This window comes from Paenibacillus sp. GYB004 (assembly GCF_036577605.1).
Classification (GTDB): domain Bacteria; phylum Bacillota; class Bacilli; order Paenibacillales; family NBRC-103111; genus Paenibacillus_AB; species Paenibacillus_AB oceani.
Genome location: NZ_JARBDB010000004.1, coordinates 113,707 through 132,972, shown reverse-complemented (window position 1 = coordinate 132,972; position 19,266 = coordinate 113,707). Strand labels below are relative to the sequence as shown.

General features: G+C 51.0%; 14 protein-coding genes. 3 read left to right on the top strand and 11 right to left on the bottom strand.

Features of this window, described 5'->3' with window-relative positions; genetic code table 11:
• Window positions 1-571: 571 nt before the first annotated feature.
• The 7 genes from PV433_RS02605 to zwf form a co-directional block, all read right to left on the bottom strand.
• Window positions 572-2,014, bottom strand: coding sequence for an MFS transporter (locus tag PV433_RS02605; protein WP_332070639.1), 1,443 nt, complete (start codon window positions 2,012-2,014; stop codon window positions 572-574).
• Window positions 2,015-2,275: 261 nt separating this feature from the next.
• Window positions 2,276-2,587 carry a hypothetical protein gene (locus PV433_RS02600; RefSeq protein ID WP_332070638.1) on the bottom strand — a complete coding sequence of 104 codons (312 nt, stop codon included), beginning with the start codon at window positions 2,585-2,587 and terminating at the stop codon, window positions 2,276-2,278.
• Between the two features lie 714 nt (window positions 2,588-3,301).
• Window positions 3,302-4,585, bottom strand: coding sequence for an IS110 family transposase (locus PV433_RS02595; protein ID WP_332070637.1), 1,284 nt, complete (start codon window positions 4,583-4,585; stop codon window positions 3,302-3,304).
• A gap of 109 nt (window positions 4,586-4,694) precedes the next feature.
• On the bottom strand, window positions 4,695-5,213 hold the full coding sequence (locus PV433_RS02590; protein ID WP_332070636.1) for a GNAT family N-acetyltransferase: 519 nt from the start codon (window positions 5,211-5,213) through the stop codon (window positions 4,695-4,697).
• Between the two features lie 526 nt (window positions 5,214-5,739).
• The gene (fsa, locus tag PV433_RS02585) at window positions 5,740-6,405 is read right to left on the bottom strand and encodes a fructose-6-phosphate aldolase (RefSeq protein WP_332070635.1); all 666 of its coding nucleotides are present in this window, start codon (window positions 6,403-6,405) and stop codon (window positions 5,740-5,742) included.
• Window positions 6,406-6,447: 42 nt separating this feature from the next.
• The gene (gene tkt, locus PV433_RS02580) at window positions 6,448-8,433 is read right to left on the bottom strand and encodes a transketolase (RefSeq protein WP_332070844.1); all 1,986 of its coding nucleotides are present in this window, start codon (window positions 8,431-8,433) and stop codon (window positions 6,448-6,450) included.
• Complete coding sequence (gene zwf / locus PV433_RS02575) at window positions 8,417-9,931, bottom strand: glucose-6-phosphate dehydrogenase (protein WP_332070634.1); 1,515 nt, start codon at window positions 9,929-9,931, stop codon at window positions 8,417-8,419. Before zwf ends, tkt begins: the two co-directional genes overlap by 17 nt.
• 170 nt (window positions 9,932-10,101) lie before the next feature.
• Between zwf and PV433_RS02570 the strand changes: the two genes are divergently transcribed.
• Entirely contained in the window at window positions 10,102-10,980 is an 879-nt protein-coding gene (locus tag PV433_RS02570) for a LysR family transcriptional regulator (protein ID WP_332070843.1), read from the top strand.
• Window positions 10,981-11,113: 133 nt separating this feature from the next.
• Here the strand turns inward: PV433_RS02570 and PV433_RS02565 are convergent, their stop codons facing one another.
• Window positions 11,114-12,142 (bottom strand): HD-GYP domain-containing protein, encoded by a 1,029-nt coding sequence (locus PV433_RS02565; protein ID WP_332070633.1) that lies wholly within the window; start codon window positions 12,140-12,142, stop codon window positions 11,114-11,116.
• A gap of 443 nt (window positions 12,143-12,585) precedes the next feature.
• Between PV433_RS02565 and PV433_RS02560 the strand changes: the two genes are divergently transcribed.
• The gene (locus tag PV433_RS02560) at window positions 12,586-14,052 is read left to right on the top strand and encodes an MFS transporter (protein ID WP_332070632.1); all 1,467 of its coding nucleotides are present in this window, start codon (window positions 12,586-12,588) and stop codon (window positions 14,050-14,052) included.
• Between the two features lie 69 nt (window positions 14,053-14,121).
• Here PV433_RS02560 and PV433_RS02555 read toward each other — a convergent pair whose 3' ends face one another.
• A complete protein-coding gene (locus PV433_RS02555; RefSeq protein ID WP_332070631.1) occupies window positions 14,122-15,678 on the bottom strand; it encodes a HEAT repeat domain-containing protein in 1,557 nt (518 codons plus the stop codon).
• A gap of 142 nt (window positions 15,679-15,820) precedes the next feature.
• Between PV433_RS02555 and PV433_RS02550 the strand changes: the two genes are divergently transcribed.
• Window positions 15,821-16,687: an AraC family transcriptional regulator gene (locus PV433_RS02550; protein ID WP_332070630.1), complete on the top strand. Its 867-nt coding sequence runs from the start codon at window positions 15,821-15,823 to the stop codon at window positions 16,685-16,687.
• A gap of 46 nt (window positions 16,688-16,733) precedes the next feature.
• Here PV433_RS02550 and PV433_RS02545 read toward each other — a convergent pair whose 3' ends face one another.
• Window positions 16,734-17,516, bottom strand: a complete 783-nt coding sequence (locus PV433_RS02545; protein ID WP_332070629.1) for a hypothetical protein — start codon at window positions 17,514-17,516, stop codon at window positions 16,734-16,736.
• Between the two features lie 568 nt (window positions 17,517-18,084).
• Window positions 18,085-19,266: an exo-beta-N-acetylmuramidase NamZ family protein gene (locus tag PV433_RS02540; protein WP_332070628.1), complete on the bottom strand. Its 1,182-nt coding sequence runs from the start codon at window positions 19,264-19,266 to the stop codon at window positions 18,085-18,087.

The following is a 19,266-nucleotide window of genomic DNA, read 5'->3' as shown; positions in this document are numbered from 1 at the left end:
AAGTTAATCTCGATCCAGTGGTTCCTTCATCAAATAGGTAGTGGATATAGAAAAGCCGCAGATGAACATTGTTCACCCACGGCTTTTTGGACGCAAGAATACTGAAAACAAAAAATATACATCTTTGTTTCGCACATTCTTACGAAGCAGTGATGATAATGGTGTTCAAGTGAGGTGTGCACGAACGTCTGCAAAGCAAATCAATCCCTACTAGTACTAGTAGAGTGCTTGAATCACGCTCGTACGTTATTAGTTAAATGAATTAACCTTTTACCTCTGTCAAGAACACAGTCATCATCATCACAGCATATATACCACCATTCACTATTTGTTACCATAATAATAGGTTTAAGGAAAGCAGTCAATGCTGCACTCGCAACAAAGCTTGCTGCTATTCGTCTATAGGCTTTAATAATCGAATGACCACGTTAAGCTTAACAGGCTGCCTTAATCCGATGCTGGCAGCCCGCCTGGATCATGAGACTCTATACCCGCCGTGACAACGGCAGCCATTGTACTGACCGCCGTCTGATCCAGCCAACTATAAGTCTGGCTGCGGACGGGTTGCAATTTACATCGCTGTTGGAGCATTGGATGCCCCTTGTTTGGGAGAATGGATAAACAGCAGCGATAATAGCGCACCGGCGAAAGCTACGATACCGGACCAAAAGAACGCTTGATGAAATCCATCATTTAGAGCTGCAACAGGATCGCCTCCTGTATGAGCGGCTGTCGATGAGGCCGCAATCGCAACCATGATGGCCAGACTGATCGCCGAGCCGATCTGGTAGCTCGTATTAGCAAGCCCCGATGCGAGCCCCGCCTCTTCCGGCTTAACGCCCGACATAGCGGCCATTGTAGCCGGGATGTAGGCAAGGGACATTCCAAGAGCGCCCAGAAGCGAAGCAGGGAGCACATTCATGACGAAATTGCCGTCCGCAGGCGTGTTGCCGGAGAACAAGAGCATCGAACCTCCGAGCGCAATCAATCCTATAACCAAGTTTGCTTTAATACCAAACTTTCCGATCAATTTACCTGTAATGAATATCATGAAAATGGCAATTAATATCGTCATCGGCAGCAAGCCAACCCCGCCGGCGAAGGCGGAAAATTTCAGGACTTGCTGCATGTAGAGGTTGAGGAAGTACCATAGAGGTATCCATCCTCCGGACAGCATGATGAGCGCGATATTGCCGGCTGCCAGGTTTGGCGCTTTAAAGATTCGTAATGGTACAAGCGGTTCTTTTTTCACGGCTTGGATAATCAGGAAGAGGATGAACAAGGCGGCCCCCATAACTAGCGTCCATACGGTGGAAGGCGATCCCCAACCGTTGTGTTCTGCAGTAACGATGCCGTATACAACCAGAACCAATGCCGCGGTAACGGAAATAGAGCCCGCAACATCAATGCTGCCTTCCCTGCGCGTCCCTTTACCCAGAAGTCCGGGGGCTACTAGTAAGGCAATAATCCCGACTGGAACATTGATCAGAAATGTCCATTGCCAGCTTAACCACTCGGTAATAACACCTCCGAGAAACACCCCCGCCGATCCTCCCGCAGCTGCTGAAGCCCCCCAGAAGCCCAATGCCTTTCCGAGCTCTCTGGGATTGCCGCTAAACAACATCATGACGATCGTTAGTGCCGAAGGTGCAATCAAGGCGGAACCGAATCCTTGCACGGCGCGGCCGACGTTCAGCGATTCCTCGTTCCAGGCCAAGCCCGCAAGTAAAGAAGCCAGTGTTAATATCAAAAATCCCCACATAAATATACGCCGCTGACCGAAAAGATCGGACAAACGTCCACCCAATAACAGAAGACCGCCAAAGAAAATGACGTAAGCATTAAATATCCATTGCAGGTTTTCCTGCGTGTATCCGAGCGCTTCTTTGATGGCCGGCAACGCCACCCCGATAATGGAAGTATCCATAATGACAATGAAATTCGCAAGACATAACAAGGCCAACGCCTTCCAGCGTCTTGGATCGGCTTGCGAAAGAGCTGCTTGAGTCCCCATCGTAAAAACCTCCTCAGATTACGAATCATCCGATTATACCGGAATCCAAAACCAACGCTCGCGACGGCCGTCCAGTGACGAGGTTTTTTTGACCCAAAATATACCGGAGCTCGATACTTATACTATACCCCCCTACTCTATATTGTCAAGAGTGTTTTACCGGATTTTATAATTAAAATGTGCCCGGCTCATAAGAAAAAGCAGTCCGCCCCGCTCGGGAACAGACTGCTTTTCCGGAATCAAACTACTAGGATTGACATCCTATTGTGCTGCTTTGTCACGATAAACATACAAGGTAACTGCATTTAGAACGATTGTACCGATGAGCAGGATTGCTGGAACAGATGCGATAACACTTACTGTATCCATAAGAGCAGACCAATCCTTTGCCTTTACGCGCTCATAGAAACTGCAAATCTGGAAAAACAACGAAATGGAGCAAGCACTAAGACTCCCCATAGGAAGAGCAACCCAATTTCTAGAGCGCTTCTCCCTTCTGGAAATACTAATAATTGGAAGTATCCAAGCAATTATTCCAAGCACGAGGCTCCCTAGGTTAAACCAGACCGTCATATCTATTCCTCCAACTATTTTAAATTTGTTCTTTCTGTTCGGATATCCTGCCCTTCGCCCAGAGCCTTCTCTCATAGAACCAATTATTTCATAAAATTGGAATTAGGGCCAATATCAATTGCCTGATAGTTAAAAGATAACGGAGAGTTACTCCTTATTGAACATTATTGCCCGTTAATAGACTCAGGCTTCATCTATGCACTGCCGCCACCTTGCGGTATGCTAGAGACTTTCACTCCTTAGTCGGTGCGCTGCCAAGCGCACGCACAACGACGGCAGCCGAACATTTTGGCCGGCTGCCGTCGGGTAACAATTGAACTATCGTCTCCGTCCCTCGGTTTTAAGGGTTTATCTCAAGTATACTCACTCATTCGCAGGATTCCTCCGCCTTGAAATAGTGGTTGTTGTTTGGAAGTAAGCTCATTAGACATCGTTTTTCCGATTTTGGGCATACGGGAACAGAAGAAACGTTTGGAGCTTTTCTCCAAGTGTTTTTTTCTACTGCACGTATACTCCACTTTTTCCTTGGGGGTTCACCATCCCACGGCTCAACGGGTCTATGCCCTCACATTCCTTCGTTACACCTGACCAAGGCGTGGAGACCGATAGCGTTTAGCTGACGGGTCTGAGCCCTTATCGGAGACGAACTCGGTCCTCCGTGCTTTCTTTTTGAATCCTGCGAATGAGTCAATATACGTGATTGTTTAGTTAGTCTTAGGCAGCTTTCAAGCATGTAGGGATAGCTTTTTCAGGAGAAAAAGTCTCTCCGCGTTGAACAAGGCCAGTTATGATTCGTGCCAGTTTCCCAAGTATTTTAAATACCGACTGTTGCTTCTTCATTTGCTTGGTTTGAACATTATGCTCATGCAGCTGCCGGAACACAGGATTCGTTCCAATGAGCTGTAGCGTAGCCAGATACAAATATTTGCGAAGTGTTGCATCGCCCCTTTTAGAGAGCACGATCTGTCCCTTACGTTTTCCCGACGTGCTTTCGGCTAGATTTAAACCTGCTTTACGTAATAGTTGACGGCCATGGGCGTACTGTCTAAGGTCACCGGTACCTGACAGAATGGCTGCAGTGAAGATTGGGCCCAGGCCAATGGATCGGAGTTCATTCGCCATAGGAATATCCTTCAGTAATATTTGTATATCTTGTTCAATCCCATCTAACACTTTAACAATTCGTTCGAATTCTTCTAATAGCCGCTGTAAATCCTGCTTTGCTTCAACAAGGGCAGTTGTGTTTCCTACACTTTGCTTAGCTTGAGCAACCAGCTGCGCAGCCTTTTGCATACCTGTGGATCCACCAGCTCTCTTCATATGCTTTCTCCAGCTTTCGATCACCTCTGCCACGGACAAAGACTCTATATCTTCTGGAGCAGGGAACTCCTTAAGAGTGGCCAAGGATCGCTTGCACGTCCAATCTTTAAATACGGAGAAATACTCCGGAAAGCGAATGTCTAACCAGCGGATAATCCGGTTCTGCAGCCGTACACTATTCTTTACCCAAAATTCCCGATCACTCATAATGGTTTGCAGCCTCTGGAAGACTATGTCGTGCCGTGAGTAATCATAATAGAAGCCTCGGCTGACCGCGTCAGCTATGACAAGTGCATCCTTGGGATCGCTCTTGGAGGGAGAATTATCTCGGTTTTCCTTGTTTCGCTTGGTGGTGGCTGGATTCACCATGACAACATCTTTGCCCTTGTCGTCAAGCCAATTGGCCAGGTTATACCCATAGTGTCCTGTCGGCTCCATACCGATAATGACACTCTTTAAGCGGTGTTTCTTTAGTAACTCAGTGATCCATCGTTCTAATTTTTCGTAACCTTCCATTTTATTTGAGAATGTAAGATGCCGATTGGTAAGGATAATGCCGCGAAAGTTTGTCGCTTGTGCTACATGATTATCTTTCGCTATGTCGATACCAACAATAAGATGAGATGTGGAAATTCGTTCAATCCGTTGATTTTGTCCTTCTGTTTGTTTAAACTTCATGATAAGAGCGCCTCCTTGATGGTGTTGGGTTTCGAACCCGTGGACAAACCCATCATACCGAGGCGCTCCTTTTTTGACAAAGGCGATTTCTTAGCCTTAACAGGAATGTTTAGTTTATAAGTCGCAATCTTAAAATCATTAAGTCTTCATCGTAATACTGTTCATTAAACTTTAATGCACGCGGTTCTATACCGTAGACTTCAAACCCCAGCGAGACATATAAGCGTTTTGCTGATTTGTTAGTAGACACGACCGTCAAATGAATCTGTTCCAACCCTTCACATTCTTTTTTTGCTCTTTCAATCAAGGCTAATAGAAGGGCTTTACCTACCCCCCGTCCTCGAAATTGAGGCTCTACGTACATACCGTAAATGTTTCCTTTATGTGCCGTCTTAAGCCTGTTTTCGCGTGAAAAATTGACAATGCCAACTAGTGTGTTACTGTCGTCAAAACATCCCAATGTAAATTGGTCTTTGGTATGGCGTATCCTTTCTATAATTTGCTCCAGTGGTTTAGTTTCTTCTTGCTCATACGTTGATCCAAATGCATCGGGGTCATTTTTCAATGCACGCAACCTTACTTCTCTATACACTTGGGCATCAGAGTCATTCAACAGACGAATGTTCATTAGTCACTTCCGATCCTTTATCAAATTGTTCTAAAAATGATTCGACATTAGACCGATAAACCCTCCATTCTTCATATAGCTGGCTGATCTCGACTTTCCTTACGTTTGCGGATGGTTTCAGCTACGCTGGGATTACCCCTTTTTGTGCGCAGGTTGTGTTCGCCTTCGCCAAAATCGTCTCCGCGTGCGGGTTCTAAACACAATAAGGAGCTTTTGGCATCCGCTCTTTATGGCCTATTAGCAAAACCGGAGCCAATAGAGGTGGGTTCCACCCCTTATTTCGACCAACTCGTCGCGTACGCACCCTTTTCGCCGATTATAGCAACTACAAACCGACTACAAAACCGCTCTTATTTCCCCGTACAAGCGAGCTTTCGGAAAAATAACGGGTACAAACCGCTCTTATCCGGTTCTTAGAAAAACAAGCAACCGCGGCTTCTACAGCCACGGTTGCTTGTTTTGATAATGGATCTTAATCGGCGCGAAGCAGCCGGTCTCTCCCGTTTCTACTCGCTAGCCTTACTGCTTATTGAACGGCCTTCTTCCAATCTGCCGCAAACTTTTCGAGGCCTTGCTCGGTCAAAGGATGCTTCGAGATTTGCTCGATTACGCTGAAAGGAACAGTCGCAATATGAGCCCCTGCCATCGCTACGCGAGTGACGTGATCCGGATGGCGGACGGAGGCAGCGATGATTTGGGCGTCCAGGTTATGAATGCGGAACACTTCCGCGACTTTAACGATCAGCTGCACGCCGTCTTCGGAGATATCGTCCAGCCGGCCAAGGAACGGCGATACGTAAGTAGCGCCTGCGCGAGCAGCCAGCAGCGCCTGGTTGACGGTGAAAATCAGCGTAACGTTGGTTTTCACGCCTTTTTTGGACAAATAGCGGCAAGCCTCCAAACCTTCCAGCGTCATCGGAAGCTTGATCGTAATGTTTTTATCGTAATTGTTGATTTTGATCAATTCGTTCGCTTGCGCGATCATTTCTTCGGCGGTAAGCGCATCCGGCGTAACTTCTGCGGATACGGATTCGACCTCCGGCACTTCACGCAAAATTTCGGCGATGCGGTCTTCGAATTTCACGCCTTCCTTGACCACCAGAGACGGATTCGTCGTAACGCCGGAAAGAATACCGACTTTGTTCGCTTTTTTGATTTGCTCCAGGTTCGCTGTATCGATGAAAAACTTCACTTCCAACAACCTCCATTTTTTTAATAGTTTGTACCTTAGCTATTATAATATTTCTTTCGCCAGACGCACTACCTGATTTGAAGAAAATCCGAAATATTCCATCACTTCGCCGCCCGGGCCCGATGCCCCGAACGTATCGATCGACAATACTTTGCCGCCCAGTCCCGCATACCGGTCCCAGCCTAACGAGATCCCCGCTTCAATCGTGACCCGCCTGGATACGGAATCCGGTAAGATGCTTTGCTTGTAAGCGTCGGACTGACGGTCGAACAGCTCCCGGCACGGCATAGCCACGACACGTACGGAAATGTTGTCGCGCTCCAGCTCCGCCTTGGCCTGCACCGCAAGGGAAACCTCGGAGCCGGTTCCGATCAGGATGACATCCGGCTGATCGTTCGTCTCTGTTAAGATGTAGGCGCCTTTCGCAACGTTATCCACGTTGGCTCGGGTCGCCTCATAGACCGGCAGGTTTTGTCTGCTAAGAATCAAAGCTACCGGGCCCTCTTGTTGCTGCAACGCATAAGCCCATGCGCTGGCCGTCTCGTTGGCGTCCGTCGGCCGGATGACCGTAAGTCCCGGAATGGTGCGCAGTGCGGCCAAATGCTCGACCGGCTCGTGCGTAGGTCCGTCTTCGCCAACGGCAATCGAGTCGTGGGTAAATACATAAACGACAGGCAGCTTTTGCAAGGCGGCGAGCCGGATCGACGGGCGCAAATAATCGCTGAATACGAAAAACGTACTGACGAACGGCTTGACGCCTCCGTGCAAAGCCATCCCGTTCCCCGCCGCGCCCATCGCGTGCTCCCGGACGCCAAAGTAAATATTTCGGCCCTTGTAGGAGTCTACCGCAAAGGTAGCTTCCCCTGAAATGTCCGTCATCGTCGAATGCGATAGATCCGCGCTTCCTCCGAATATCGACGAAACGGTTTTCACATAATGATTGATCGCTTGACCGCTGGCGACCCGGGTCGAAATCGATTTGGAGCTGTCAAAGGTCAAAATGTCACCGGCATCGATCAACACCGAACCGTCGATCGCTTGCTCCAGCTCCCCGCCAAGCGCCGGGTGTTCCGCTTTGTAAGCGGCGAACAACTTTTTCCACTCCGCTTCTTTCGCTTCGCCCTGCTGCTTCAGCTGCTGGAAGTGGGACTTCACTTCCTCCGGCACCGTGAACTCTTCCTCGTACTGCCAGCCGTATACACCCTTGGTTGCTTTCGCTTCTTCTGCGCCGAGCGGAACGCCGTGGGCTTTGTTCGTCCCGGCCACTTTGCTGCCGTAGCCGATAATCGTCCGGACTTCGATGAGAGTCGGCTGCGAATCGTTCTGCTTGGCTTCCCTTATCGCATCGGCGATTCTAGAAATATCATTGCCGTCCTCGATCCGAATGTACTGCCAATTCGCCGATTCGGCTCTTTTTTGAATATTTTCGCCGAAGGAAAGGTTCAGATCCCCGTCCAGGGAAATATCGTTCGAATCGTACAAGACGATCAGCTTGCCGAGCTTCATATGGCCGGCCATCGACATCGCCTCGTAAGAGATCCCTTCCATCAGGCAGCCGTCCCCGACGAGCGCATACGTATGATGATCGACTACCGGGAATCCGGCTTGGTTGAATTTAGCGGCAAGGTGCGCTTCCGCCATCGCCATCCCGACGGCCATGGCGACTCCTTGTCCCAACGGTCCCGTCGTTGCATCCACGCCGTCCGTATGTCCGAATTCGGGATGTCCCGGCGTTTTGCTGTTCAGCTTGCGGAACTGCTTCAGATCGTCCAGCGACACCTGGTAGCCGGACAGATGCAGCAGACTGTAAAGCAGCGCCGAGCCATGCCCTGCGGACAGGACGAAACGATCCCGGTTGAACCATCTGGCATTGCCCGGATTGTGATTCAGCAGTCCGGACCAGAGGGCGTACGCCATCGGAGCTGCGCCCATCGGAAGCCCCGGATGCCCGGAGTTGGCGCTATTGATAGCGTCGATGGACAGCGTACGGATGGTGTCGATGCACAATTGATCAATAGTTTGTGTGATAGGCATAAGATTGCTCTCCTTCTTTCTGTTCGAATTCTTGGTTTGGCTTTATGTCGAACCACCAATGAAAGCCGTCCTCCGCAAGCAGCCGGTCGGACTCGGCCGGACCGTAAGTGCCTGCAGCATAGAGGTGAAGCGGAACCAGATTCTCCTCGAACGCTTCCAAGACGGGTTGAACCCATTTCCACGACAATTCGACTTCGTCCCAATGGGCAAAAAAGGTAGGGTCTCCGTGCAAAGCGTCGTAGATCAGATTTTCGTACGCTTCCGGGATATTATCCGGGTTTGCGGGAGCATCGATCCGGATCGGATCGAATGCTTCGTGACGCGACGAATCCTTGGATTGGAATTGCAGCGTGATGCCTTCGTCCGGACCGATCTCGAATACGAGCAGGTTCGGCGCCCGGCTGCCGGACTTCGTCTTTGCATCTTTGAATTCCACGACGATCCGGGTCGACTTCTCACGCATTCTTTTGCCTGTCCGGATATAAAAGGGAACGTCTCTCCAGTGATCGTCGTCGATCAGCAGCTTGGCGGCGACGAACGTATCGTTCCGCGAAGCGGAATCAATCCCCGGCTCGGCCGTATAACCGATCACCGGTTTATGCTGAATCTCCCCCGCCTCGTATTGACCGCGGATGACAGCAGCGCCTGCATCCTGTTTGAGCAGCGGCCGGAGAGCTTCCATCACGCTTCTCTTCTTGTAGCGCCCGTCTCCCGGGGACAGATCCTTGGGGAAATGGCTCGCCACCATCATCAGCAGCTGCAGCATATGGTTCTGGAACATGTCTCTGATCGCGCCCGCCTGATCGTAATATCCCGCCCGTTCCTCGACACCGACGGTTTCGCTCGCCGTAATCTGCACGTTAGCGACGCGGCGGCCGCTCCACAGTTCCCGGAGAAGCGGATCGGTCTGGTGCAGCTCCTCGAGCTTCTGAACGATCGGTTTGCCCAGGTAATGGTCGATCCGGAAAATCTCGCGCTCCGAAAAAGCCTGGCTCAGCTTGCGGTTTAAATCCTGCGCCGTCGACAAATCGTGGCCGAAAGGCTTCTCGATCACCAGGCGTTTCCAGCCGTTCGCCGAACCTAACCCGCTTTCTTGAATATGGGCGGCAATCTTCTCGAAAAACTCGGGCCCGACCGATAAATAAAACAAACGGTTCGGCTGAATACGCAGCGCCTGTTCCCGCTCTTCGACCATCTGCAGCAGCTTCGCGTAATCTTCTTTGCGTCCGGCATCCAAAATGCAATAGCGGAACATAGTCAAAAACGATTGGAGGCGTGCCGAATCGCGGACTTCCCTTCTGGAAAACTGGCGCAAAGACTGCTCCACATGCGCCTGAAAAGAGGCATCCGAATGTTCTCTTCTTCCAAGACCAATCAAGGAGAACGATGGCGGCAGCTTCTGATCGGCAAATAGATTATATAAGGCCGGGTATATTTTACGTTTGGCTAAATCCCCTGTCGCTCCAAATAAAATGAGTGTAGTCGGTTCCATTCTCCTTCTCCTTCCGGCAGTGGCTCTGTTGATGGATCAAACCGGTAAAAATTGCGGTAAAAGCGGATTCCTATCGACAAACTCTGTTTTCTTTCTCGCATTTCCACTATAATACGTTTAACGACCATGTAAGTAATTAATACATTTTACAGGAGCTATAGATGGTGTCTATGGGGAACAATTACGAGCTGTACAAAGTGTTTTATTGGGCCGCCAAAACAGGCAGTCTGACTCAGGCTGCCAAGGCGTTATATCTCACCCAGCCGAGCGTCAGCCATGCGATCAAACAGCTGGAGGACCGGTTCGGCATCACGTTGTTTTACCGGAATCCGAAGGGCGTGGCGCTGACTCATGAAGGCTCGATCCTGTACTCGTATATCGAACAGTCGCACATCCTGATTACACTGGCCGAGGAGAAGATGGCCGCGATCAAAAATCTGGATATCGGCGAGCTGCGGATCGGCGGAAGCGATTCGTTGTTCAAGCACTATTTGCTCCCCTACCTGGAAGATTTCAATCAAACTTATCCGGGAATCCGGCTCCATCTAAGTCATGGGACTACGCCGGAAGTGATTTCGTTTCTGAAGGAAGGCCGGATCGATCTGGGCGTCGTTCGTATGCCGATTATCGATTCCCAGCTCGAAGTAAGGGAGAGTATTCAGCTTCAGGATTGTTTCGTGGCGGGAGCCCGTTTCGCCGAGCTGAAAGAGGTGGTTCTTTCGTTGGACAAGCTGCTTCAGTACCCGGTCATTCTCTTCTCGCGGAACAGCCGGGCGCGGATGGCGATCACGGAGCTGTTCCAGAGCTACGGCTACACGCTGAAGCCGGAGATCGAGGTCGGGAGCGTGGATCTGCTGATCGAGTTTGCGCGGAGAGGTCTTGGAATCTCGTATGTGACGAGAGAATTTGTAACGAAGGAGTTGGAGGAAGGTTCACTGTTCGAGATTTCGCTGGACGTCCGGCTGCCGCCCTCGAACGTCGGAATTATGACCATGCGCAACATGCCGCTTTCGATTACGGCCAGCCGGTTTATTGAACTGGTCCGGTAGTTGATGCCGGTAGTCGGAAATCCGTTCCGTCGGGAAGCGGTCCTCCTCCCTAAGAGCCAAGCCAAACAACCCCCGAGTCCGAACGGCAGCGTTCCGGGGGTTGTCCATGTGATCTCCTTCTTGCCAGCGGCGTTTATACGACGACCTCGCTAATATGCAAGTCGGGACGATCGCTTAAATTAATAAAGGCATCATTCACTTCCACCATCGGATTAAGCGGGTCGTACGGATTGTTATAGACGACCTTGCCCCATTGCCCGTCGGTCAGCTTCACCCGTCTGCCGATCAGATGCCGGCTCAAATGATCGAGGAACACGGAAACGATCGAAGGGTCCAAAGCTCCGAAGAACCCGTCGCGCATTTGAGCGACCACTTGATAATACGGCATCGGAGGCTGCTGAGGACGGCCCGAGGACATGGCGTGAAATACGTTCGCGACCGCGACGATTTTACTGAACGGTTCGATTCGATCTGCCGGCAGCGCTAGCGGATACCCGCCTCCGTCCATCCGCTCGTGATGCTGAAGAGCTACCAGGGAGACACGAGGATCGAGGCCAGCGGTTCGTTTCAGAAGCCCGTATCCGAACATCGGGTGGCGCTTCATCTCATTTTGCTCCTCCGCCGTAAGCGGTCCCGGCTTATGCAGCAGTTCGTCAGGGATAAACACCTTCCCGACGTCATGCATTAACGCCGCCAAGGAGAGAATCGAAAGCTCCTCGGCGCTTTGTCCCATCCACCGTCCGATCAGTGTGGCGATTACGCTGACTGCGATGTTGTGCTGATACAAAGATTGATCTTTGGCTTTTACGAATTCGATCAAATCATACAGGTCCGGATATTCCGATACCTGCTGCACGATGGGAAGCAGCTCGTTTTTGATTTTCATCACCGGAACGCGTTGATTCCGCTTCATCTCTTCAAAGAGCTCTTTCATTTGCCCGACCGCCTGTTGAAGTTCCGCCTGCGGATAGGAAGGCTCACTGCCTTGCTCCGGACTTGAATCATCCGTCATTTGCTCGATCTCCGACAAATCGACCCGGTGCTGCAGAACAAGATTCAGATGTTTCTGCTCCAGCATCGTTCCTGCCGGCACTAACAACAATCCAAGTGAAGTCCGGATATCTTTTTTCGTGATCGTACCCAATAAGTGATTCGGCAACATTCGCACACTCCCATTGATCCGTTTCTCCCTGACGTCCGAGTCCGGAAGCCTAGTGCTTCGCCAGCTTCGCAGGTTCGGAATACCTAGTTCGCCTAATGAATTCCTCCTATTTGTCCCGACAATCCATTCATCGGTCGGCGTCTGCATATATTTTACATGAACCGGCGAATTGGGTAATTGGCATCACCTTTTGCAACATAAAATCATAGGGATATAGTCCAAAAGGTGGATGGCCCGCCGAAGCGTTCATCCCCTCGTAGTCACCTTATAGATGGTCCCGGACTGTCCGCAGCGGGGAGGGAATCGCTCCGAGAGTGGCGGATGTCATCCGTTCCTGTTGGCGCAAGCCTCATATTTCGATCACAATTCATCCCTCTACCTTGCTGCAATACGTGTTAGAATAGAGAAACGGCTTTTATATTATTCGGTAAGGAGCATATCAAGTGCGGGTACATCCAGTTTACATCCTAAGGTTAGCGGGACTTTTCGACGGAATTTCCTTGTTGGTGTTACTAGGCATCGCGATGCCTTTGAAATACATTTGGGGGATCAACCAGGCGGTCACGATTGTAGGCAGTCTGCACGGCGGAATCTTCAGCCTTTATGCTCTCACGATCCTGTATGCGGCCATCCGTCTCCAGTGGAGTCTCTTATGGTCGGCAGCGGCGGTTGTTGCAGCTTTTGTGCCGTTCGGCAACTTTGTACTGGACGGGAGATTAAAGAAGGCGCAGGAGACCTATAGCGTCAAGCCGTTTAACCACGCTCTGCTCGTATACAGCATCGTGTTTTTTTCCTTTTTCGATTTATTTTCGCAGCTGCCGGTGATGAGCACATTCGCTGCTTCCGTCGGCGCCAGCTCGTTTGTTGTCGGCTTTGTGATCGGACTATATTCTCTCTCCAATACGGTCGGCAATATCGTTTCCGGCATACTGACCGACAAGGCCGGGCCGTTCAAGATGCTGATGGCCGGCTTGTTGCTGACGAGCGCCGCCCTGATGTTGTATCAATTCGTCGATCAGCCGTCGTTCCTGATTTTCGTCCGGATCGTGCACGGATTCGTCGCCGGGCTTATTGTACCGGCCGCATTTACGTTTTCGGCGAACACGACGGTCAAGGAGCAACAAGGAAAAAAAGTAGCCTTCACCGGCACGTTCGTCGGATTGGCGGCGATTATCGGACCGGCCTTCAGCGGCATTATGGCAAGCAAGACGTCCGTTCCGTTCGTATTCAGCTGCGTGGCGGCGTTAGGGATGGTGTTGGCCGTTCTGTCAGCGATTTTTCTCGGGAAGTTCAAGGTGACGAAAAAAGAAAAAGCAGCTGCAGATTCGCTCGGCTCAGGCCGATTCTTTAATGAAGGGGTATTAAAGGCATACGGCGGCGCGTTTTTCTTAATGTTTTCTCAAGGCGTCATTGCATACTTGCTGCCCTTGCACGTTCAGACGCTCGGTTATGATTCGAGATTAAGCGGTACGTTGATGAGCGCCTTCGGGATTATCGCCGTTCTCATCTTCGTCCTTCCGACGAACCGGATATTCGATCGAGTCGCCGCGCCTATCACGATGGCCATCGGTATCGGTCTTATGGGGATCAGCCAACTTCTGATCGGCCAGTCTGAGACAACGGCTGTGCTTTATATCGTGTTAGGTCTATACGGAGTCGGCTTCGCCTTTTTGTTCCCCTCCATCAATACGATGCTCATTCGGGCAACGCCGGCGGAGCTTCGGGGGAAAGCGTACGGCTATTTCTACGCTTTTTTCTCACTCGGTGTAGTTGCCGGATCATCCGTTCTCGGGTGGCTGTCCTTGGGGATCAGCGAAGGATTTATGTTTACGGGAATCATCCTCCTGGCATTTGCGGCATTCGTCGCATTCAGCAAGCAAAGCGAACGCGTGTTCCGTCAGTCCCCTTAACCGCTGCAAAGGCCCTGCTCCTTCTTGTGGGAAGAGCAAGGCCTTTTCTCAATAATTTAAGCTCGGAGGTTAAAACGTACTCGCTTTGCTGGTATCGGGACACCATCTGGAAGTTCGGTAATAGCGGATCAAAACGTCCAAGGCTTCCACGGTCCGAAGATGGGTAAGCGCCTCGGAGGCATAAGCTCTCACATACCGGTCTTTGCTATGGAGCGCTTTCTCAAGGGAACGGACGACTAGCCCGGCATCTCCATCCTTACCCGTTCGCAGCAAGGACAATGCAGCCGTATATCCGATCTTATTGGATATATACTTTTGCTTGTTCACATACATATCGCTCGTCTGCTCCCTCTCTTCCGTTTCAATGAGCAGTGAAGCTTTCAGAGCCTGCGCCAATGCCGGTACGACCTCGCCGCTTGCATTCCCGATCATGCCTAAAGCTTCGACCGCATTGCGGCGCACCCACTCGCTTTCATCTTGAATACTCGCGTTCAGCAGCGGAACCGCATCAATCGCCTGGGGTCCGATCATGCCAAGCACGAAGGCTGCCAATGCTCTGCGCTTCTCGTCCTTGTGCTCCAATACTTGCAGAAGACCGGGGATCGCCCCGGCTGAGGCACCTTGCAGCCCGTATGCGGCCCGCTCCGCGACCTGTGTGGTTCCTTCGGTTACATGTTTGATTAATTCATCAATACCTTTTGGCCCCATATGGCCAAGAGCGTAAGCGGCATTCAAAGCTGTCGTCTCCGTATCGTCCAACAATTGTCCAAGTGCAGGCGCCAATGAAGCGCTGGCGTCTCCCCACAATCCCAGCCGGTCCGCAGCCTGAGCCCGAACGGATTCGTCCTCCGACTTCAAATCTTGCGATACCTTTTGCAGCGTGAAATCATCTACAGCCGCAGCAGCCATACAAGTTGTGTGTTCGCCGCGCAGCCAATCCCATACATCTCTCCATAGATTCAAATGAATGGCAGGCGTTCCAGGGGGAACGATCATTTCCTTCCTGCGATGATTCCATGTCGGATTTTCAGGCGCGCGCAAACGGACAAACTGGAATTTGAGCATGTAACGGTCCAGGCTGGACACGTTCAGCGAAGCTTTATGCCACAAGTCGAAATGCACAAGCACCATTGTACCCGCTTTGCCGGTCGGCAGGAGAGTCTCTCCGCGATCGCCGATAAACTTCTCGTAATACTGGGTCCCCGGCATAATCGCGGTCGGTCCCAAATCTTCGGTTATATCCTGCGTGTAATAAAAGATCATCGCCCACCACGGCCGGTGACTGCGCATCGAGGACCAATACCCGTCTTTATGCCATTGCCCCCCTCCCGGCATCTGACTTCCCGGCTTGTTATAATGACAGTGGCGGTGCGGATGCATATAGTAATCGGTTCCCAACACACTCGTTAAAGCGCCTTTTACCACAGGCGTATCGAAAAACTCCATAATCTCGGGGACACGCGGCAAAATATTATTGCCCGGATTGCCTTCCTCATGCAATACCCGATAGATCGTATCCATTACCTTCTTATGCTGTTGCGGGTCCAAGTCGTTCTGAAGCACCAGGTAGCCTTTCGTAATGAATTGCATCATTTGTTCATCCGTCAACAGAAAGCTGCTATCCATCCTCACGTTCACTCCTCGGGAATAATGTTCCTTCAGCGAATATTGTAGCAACTCCAACTGTTAATGTATTTACACGACCGTCGTCCTTTTGTACAATCGTCATGTCAATGCTACGATTACTGAGGAAAGGATGTGAACGGGTATGAACTTCGCTGCCTATCACCCCTATGTCCACTATGCAACCCGCTATCCGTTTTCCAAGGGACAGACGAGCCTCAATCGTCACTGTTATAGCTCATCGATTTATTTGATCAGCGAAGGAAGCGGGAGCTTACGAACTTGCGGGCGCGTTTACCGGACCGATCCGGGTTCTGTGGTCTATATCCCGGCAGGGCAGCAGCACGATTGGATCGCCGACAGTATAATACCGATGGTTCATATTTGCTGTTATTTCGATTGGAGCCACATCGATCGTCGTGCCTGGTTCAATCATCCCAGTATGATCTGTTATGACGCATCACAATTGAATGTTTCCTTGGTCAGCGCCCCTTTCCCCTATGAAATTCCAGAATATTTGAAAGTGGAGAAGCTGCGGGTATGGACGGATCTGTTCGAAAAATTTTATACAGAAAATCATTATCCCAATGAGCGAACATACATTCGCAACATCAAGCTGCAAAGCTATTTTCTGCATTTTATCGAGTTTTTCCTGAGCTTCGTACTGAGAGACGACCGGTTCCCGGACCGGCGAATGTACAAAGTGTTGGAACGATTGGATCAGGATCTGCTGCACGGCCTGGTAAAACCTTTGGAATCTTACTACAAAGATATGCGCGTAAGCCGCGGTTATTTTTTCGAACTGTTCAAACAGGCAACAGGTTTGCCGCCTACGCAATATATCAATCAGTTCCGGATCAACCGGGCAAAGGAAGACTTGAGCCATACCTCCATCAGCATTACGGAGATTGCCGAGAAGCACGGCTTTGCCTCCGTCCACTACTTCTCGAAGCTCTTTCGTCTGTTGAACGGCATGTCGCCGAGGGAATACCGGGACGAAGCGAACGATTGACAAAAAGACGCGTTTCGGGTTGAATCGCGTCTGGCTTGAATTGAATTTACCGAATAAACGGATAACCGCTTTTCCAGTACAATTCCTTATCCGTTCTGGAATGGGCTTCTACGATCGAAATCTCATGTTTGGCGAGATAGCTGCTCACAATTCTGGAGGAGATCTCATACGCCCGTTTCGTCATATAGCGGATGTAAGCATCCGTGCCTGAAGCATCCAAATCGATTTTTTCCCAGAAGGCTGCTTCGCTTTCGGCGGAAACCTCATAGGGAGGGAAACCGGGATGAGGAAATAAGGAGTCCCCCAAAACCATAGCTAATCCTTCATAGGCTAAGTACCCCCGCATTGTTTTGGAAGACGGAAAAACGGATTTATTTGGCGAGTCGATCAGGGCTTCCTGGGCGTATCGTACCGTATGACTGTATTCGTGGGCAATGTTCCGCTTTAACCGCATCGGAGCAAGCTCGTCACAGCGAATCCCGAGTAGGAATTTGCCAGGCGCGTAGCAGCACCCTCCCCCTTTGGACTCGATAGCGGGCAGGATGTGAATCGAAATGTCTTCAATCGGGCACGGCAACAGTTGAAAGACATGATTTGCGGTTTCGCAGGACAACTGGCGTAAATCGAAATCAAGCAGCTTCTGAAACGATTGATCCCGGTCCGGATCAGCGACGAACGGTTGGGTTGCATTTTTAATGCTGGCCCGGATCATCCACTGTGTGGGCTGATTGGCGGATAGCTCTTCGGTCAGATCATCCAGATATTTCGTGTAATCCGCATCACCCCGCTGGATCAGCTCCGGAACGTAATTGAATACTTTGACGTGCATCCGATCACCTCGCCATTCTCGAATTAATCTACCCTGGATTTTTTCATCGTTGAGGCGGATATGAGATAGAAAGCAGGACGGCACCAAATAAGTTGAACAGACTGGGAACGGCGGCTACGGTCAAATAAAGGCCGTAAGGCAGAGACCAAACGAACACAATAATCATCAATACCCGTAATCTGAATAAGGAAGCGGTTACACCAAGACAAGCGGGAAGAATGACCATGATGGAAATGATGACAATCGTATCCGTCCCCGCCCGGGTCCCGGAGTATGGGTTCCCGAATAATAAGATCATACTTAGAATGATGCATCCGACAGAAGCGATCATACCCGGCGAGGAAATTCTCATTCGTTAGGCTCCTCTCTGTAAAGTCGAAGCAATGCTCCGCTTCCTCCGGAATCACGGCTGAAGATGGAACTGGTAACCAAATCATACCATACTTATGTGACCGTAGGGGAAAAGAGCATCGGTTTTCAATTGATCCTTCGGCTTGGCTTCTACCCAAATGAAAGCCCCCGGCTGCAGCTCAGCCGAGGGTTACACTTCACAATATTCGGTTCACCCTTACTCGTAAAGCAAATAAGGCACGCGCGTCTTGGCCCAATCTGCAGCTTCCTTATCCCATTCGTCTGCGATTCGCTCGGCGGCACCAGGCTCGTGCAGCGTCTTGAGCACAACGTCGCTGCCTGTCAGCAGCTCGATAAACGACTTCGAGCCTTCCTTGAACGGCGGCAGCCAGGCGAAATCGTCCGGATGCATCTTCTGGATTTGCTCCAGCATATACAACCCGGTGCGGACTTGCAGGAACTTCTCCGGTTCCGTTACGTACAATTGAACCCCGCCGCATATCGCGCCTTGATGCTTGGAGAACATCGGAGTGAAATAGGCCGGATAAAAGATGACGCCCGGCAATCCGCGCCGGTTCAACGCTTCGGCGACACGTCTGCCGTCCATCCACGGAGCCCCGATCTGCTCGAACGGACGCGTCGTCCCTCTTCCCTCGGACAGATTCGTACCTTCGAACAAGCAAGTGCCGGGATAGACGCGCGCGGCATCCATCGTCGGCATGTTCGGGGACAGCATCGTCCATGGCATGCCGGTCTGCGGAAACTCCATGTTCCGTGTCCAGCCTTCCAGCGGAACGACCTGCAGGTTGCAGTTCATGCCCGATTCGGCGTTCACGAGCCTCGCGAATTCCCCGATGGTCAGCCCGGTCAAGATTGGGATTTTCCAGCCTCCGACCATCGACTGGTAGCCTTCGCGGAGAAGTCCCCCTTGGACCGACAAGCCGCCGAGCGGATTCGGCCGGTCTAGAACGATCAGCTCTTTGCCGGCTTTGGCACAAGCCTGCATCGTATAAATTAACGTCGTTAAATAAGTGAAAAACCGGACGCCCAGGTCCTGATAGTCGAACACGAGCGCATCGACCGTATCCAGCATTTCGGGCGTCGGCGCCCGAAACTTCCCATACAAGCTGTAGACGGGAATCCCCAACTCCGGCTCCGTCTCATCCTCGAACAAAACTCCCGCCTGCCGCTCCCCGCGGATGCCGTGTTCGCAGGCGAACAAAGCGGTCAGCTTCCCCGCTTCCAGTCTTGCGCATACGTCTATCGTGGAACGGTAATCGCGTGTAATCCCCGTATGATTCGAGAGCAGGCCAAACCGCTTGCCGCCCAGATAGGCGGACGGAGCGCGTGCTAACACATCCACTCCCGAGTAGATCGGCTGCCGGTTGATCGTTGCCAA

What these genes read in the sequence shown, in the direction of transcription:
- zwf (WP_332070634.1), bottom strand. Translation starts at nt 9,931, where the DNA reads ATGGAACCGACTACACTCATTTTATTTGGAGCGACAGGGGATTTAGCC.
- PV433_RS02605 (WP_332070639.1), bottom strand. Translation starts at nt 2,014, where the DNA reads ATGGGGACTCAAGCAGCTCTTTCGCAAGCCGATCCAAGACGCTGGAAG.
- PV433_RS02555 (WP_332070631.1), bottom strand. Translation starts at nt 15,678, where the DNA reads ATGGATAGCAGCTTTCTGTTGACGGATGAACAAATGATGCAATTCATT.
- PV433_RS02550 (WP_332070630.1), top strand. Translation starts at nt 15,821, where the DNA reads ATGAACTTCGCTGCCTATCACCCCTATGTCCACTATGCAACCCGCTAT.
- PV433_RS02545 (WP_332070629.1), bottom strand. Translation starts at nt 17,516, where the DNA reads ATGCACGTCAAAGTATTCAATTACGTTCCGGAGCTGATCCAGCGGGGT.
- PV433_RS02590 (WP_332070636.1), bottom strand. Translation starts at nt 5,213, where the DNA reads ATGAACATTCGTCTGTTGAATGACTCTGATGCCCAAGTGTATAGAGAA.
- PV433_RS02595 (WP_332070637.1), bottom strand. Translation starts at nt 4,585, where the DNA reads ATGAAGTTTAAACAAACAGAAGGACAAAATCAACGGATTGAACGAATT.
- PV433_RS02570 (WP_332070843.1), top strand. Translation starts at nt 10,102, where the DNA reads ATGGGGAACAATTACGAGCTGTACAAAGTGTTTTATTGGGCCGCCAAA.
- PV433_RS02565 (WP_332070633.1), bottom strand. Translation starts at nt 12,142, where the DNA reads ATGTTGCCGAATCACTTATTGGGTACGATCACGAAAAAAGATATCCGG.
- PV433_RS02600 (WP_332070638.1), bottom strand. Translation starts at nt 2,587, where the DNA reads ATGACGGTCTGGTTTAACCTAGGGAGCCTCGTGCTTGGAATAATTGCT.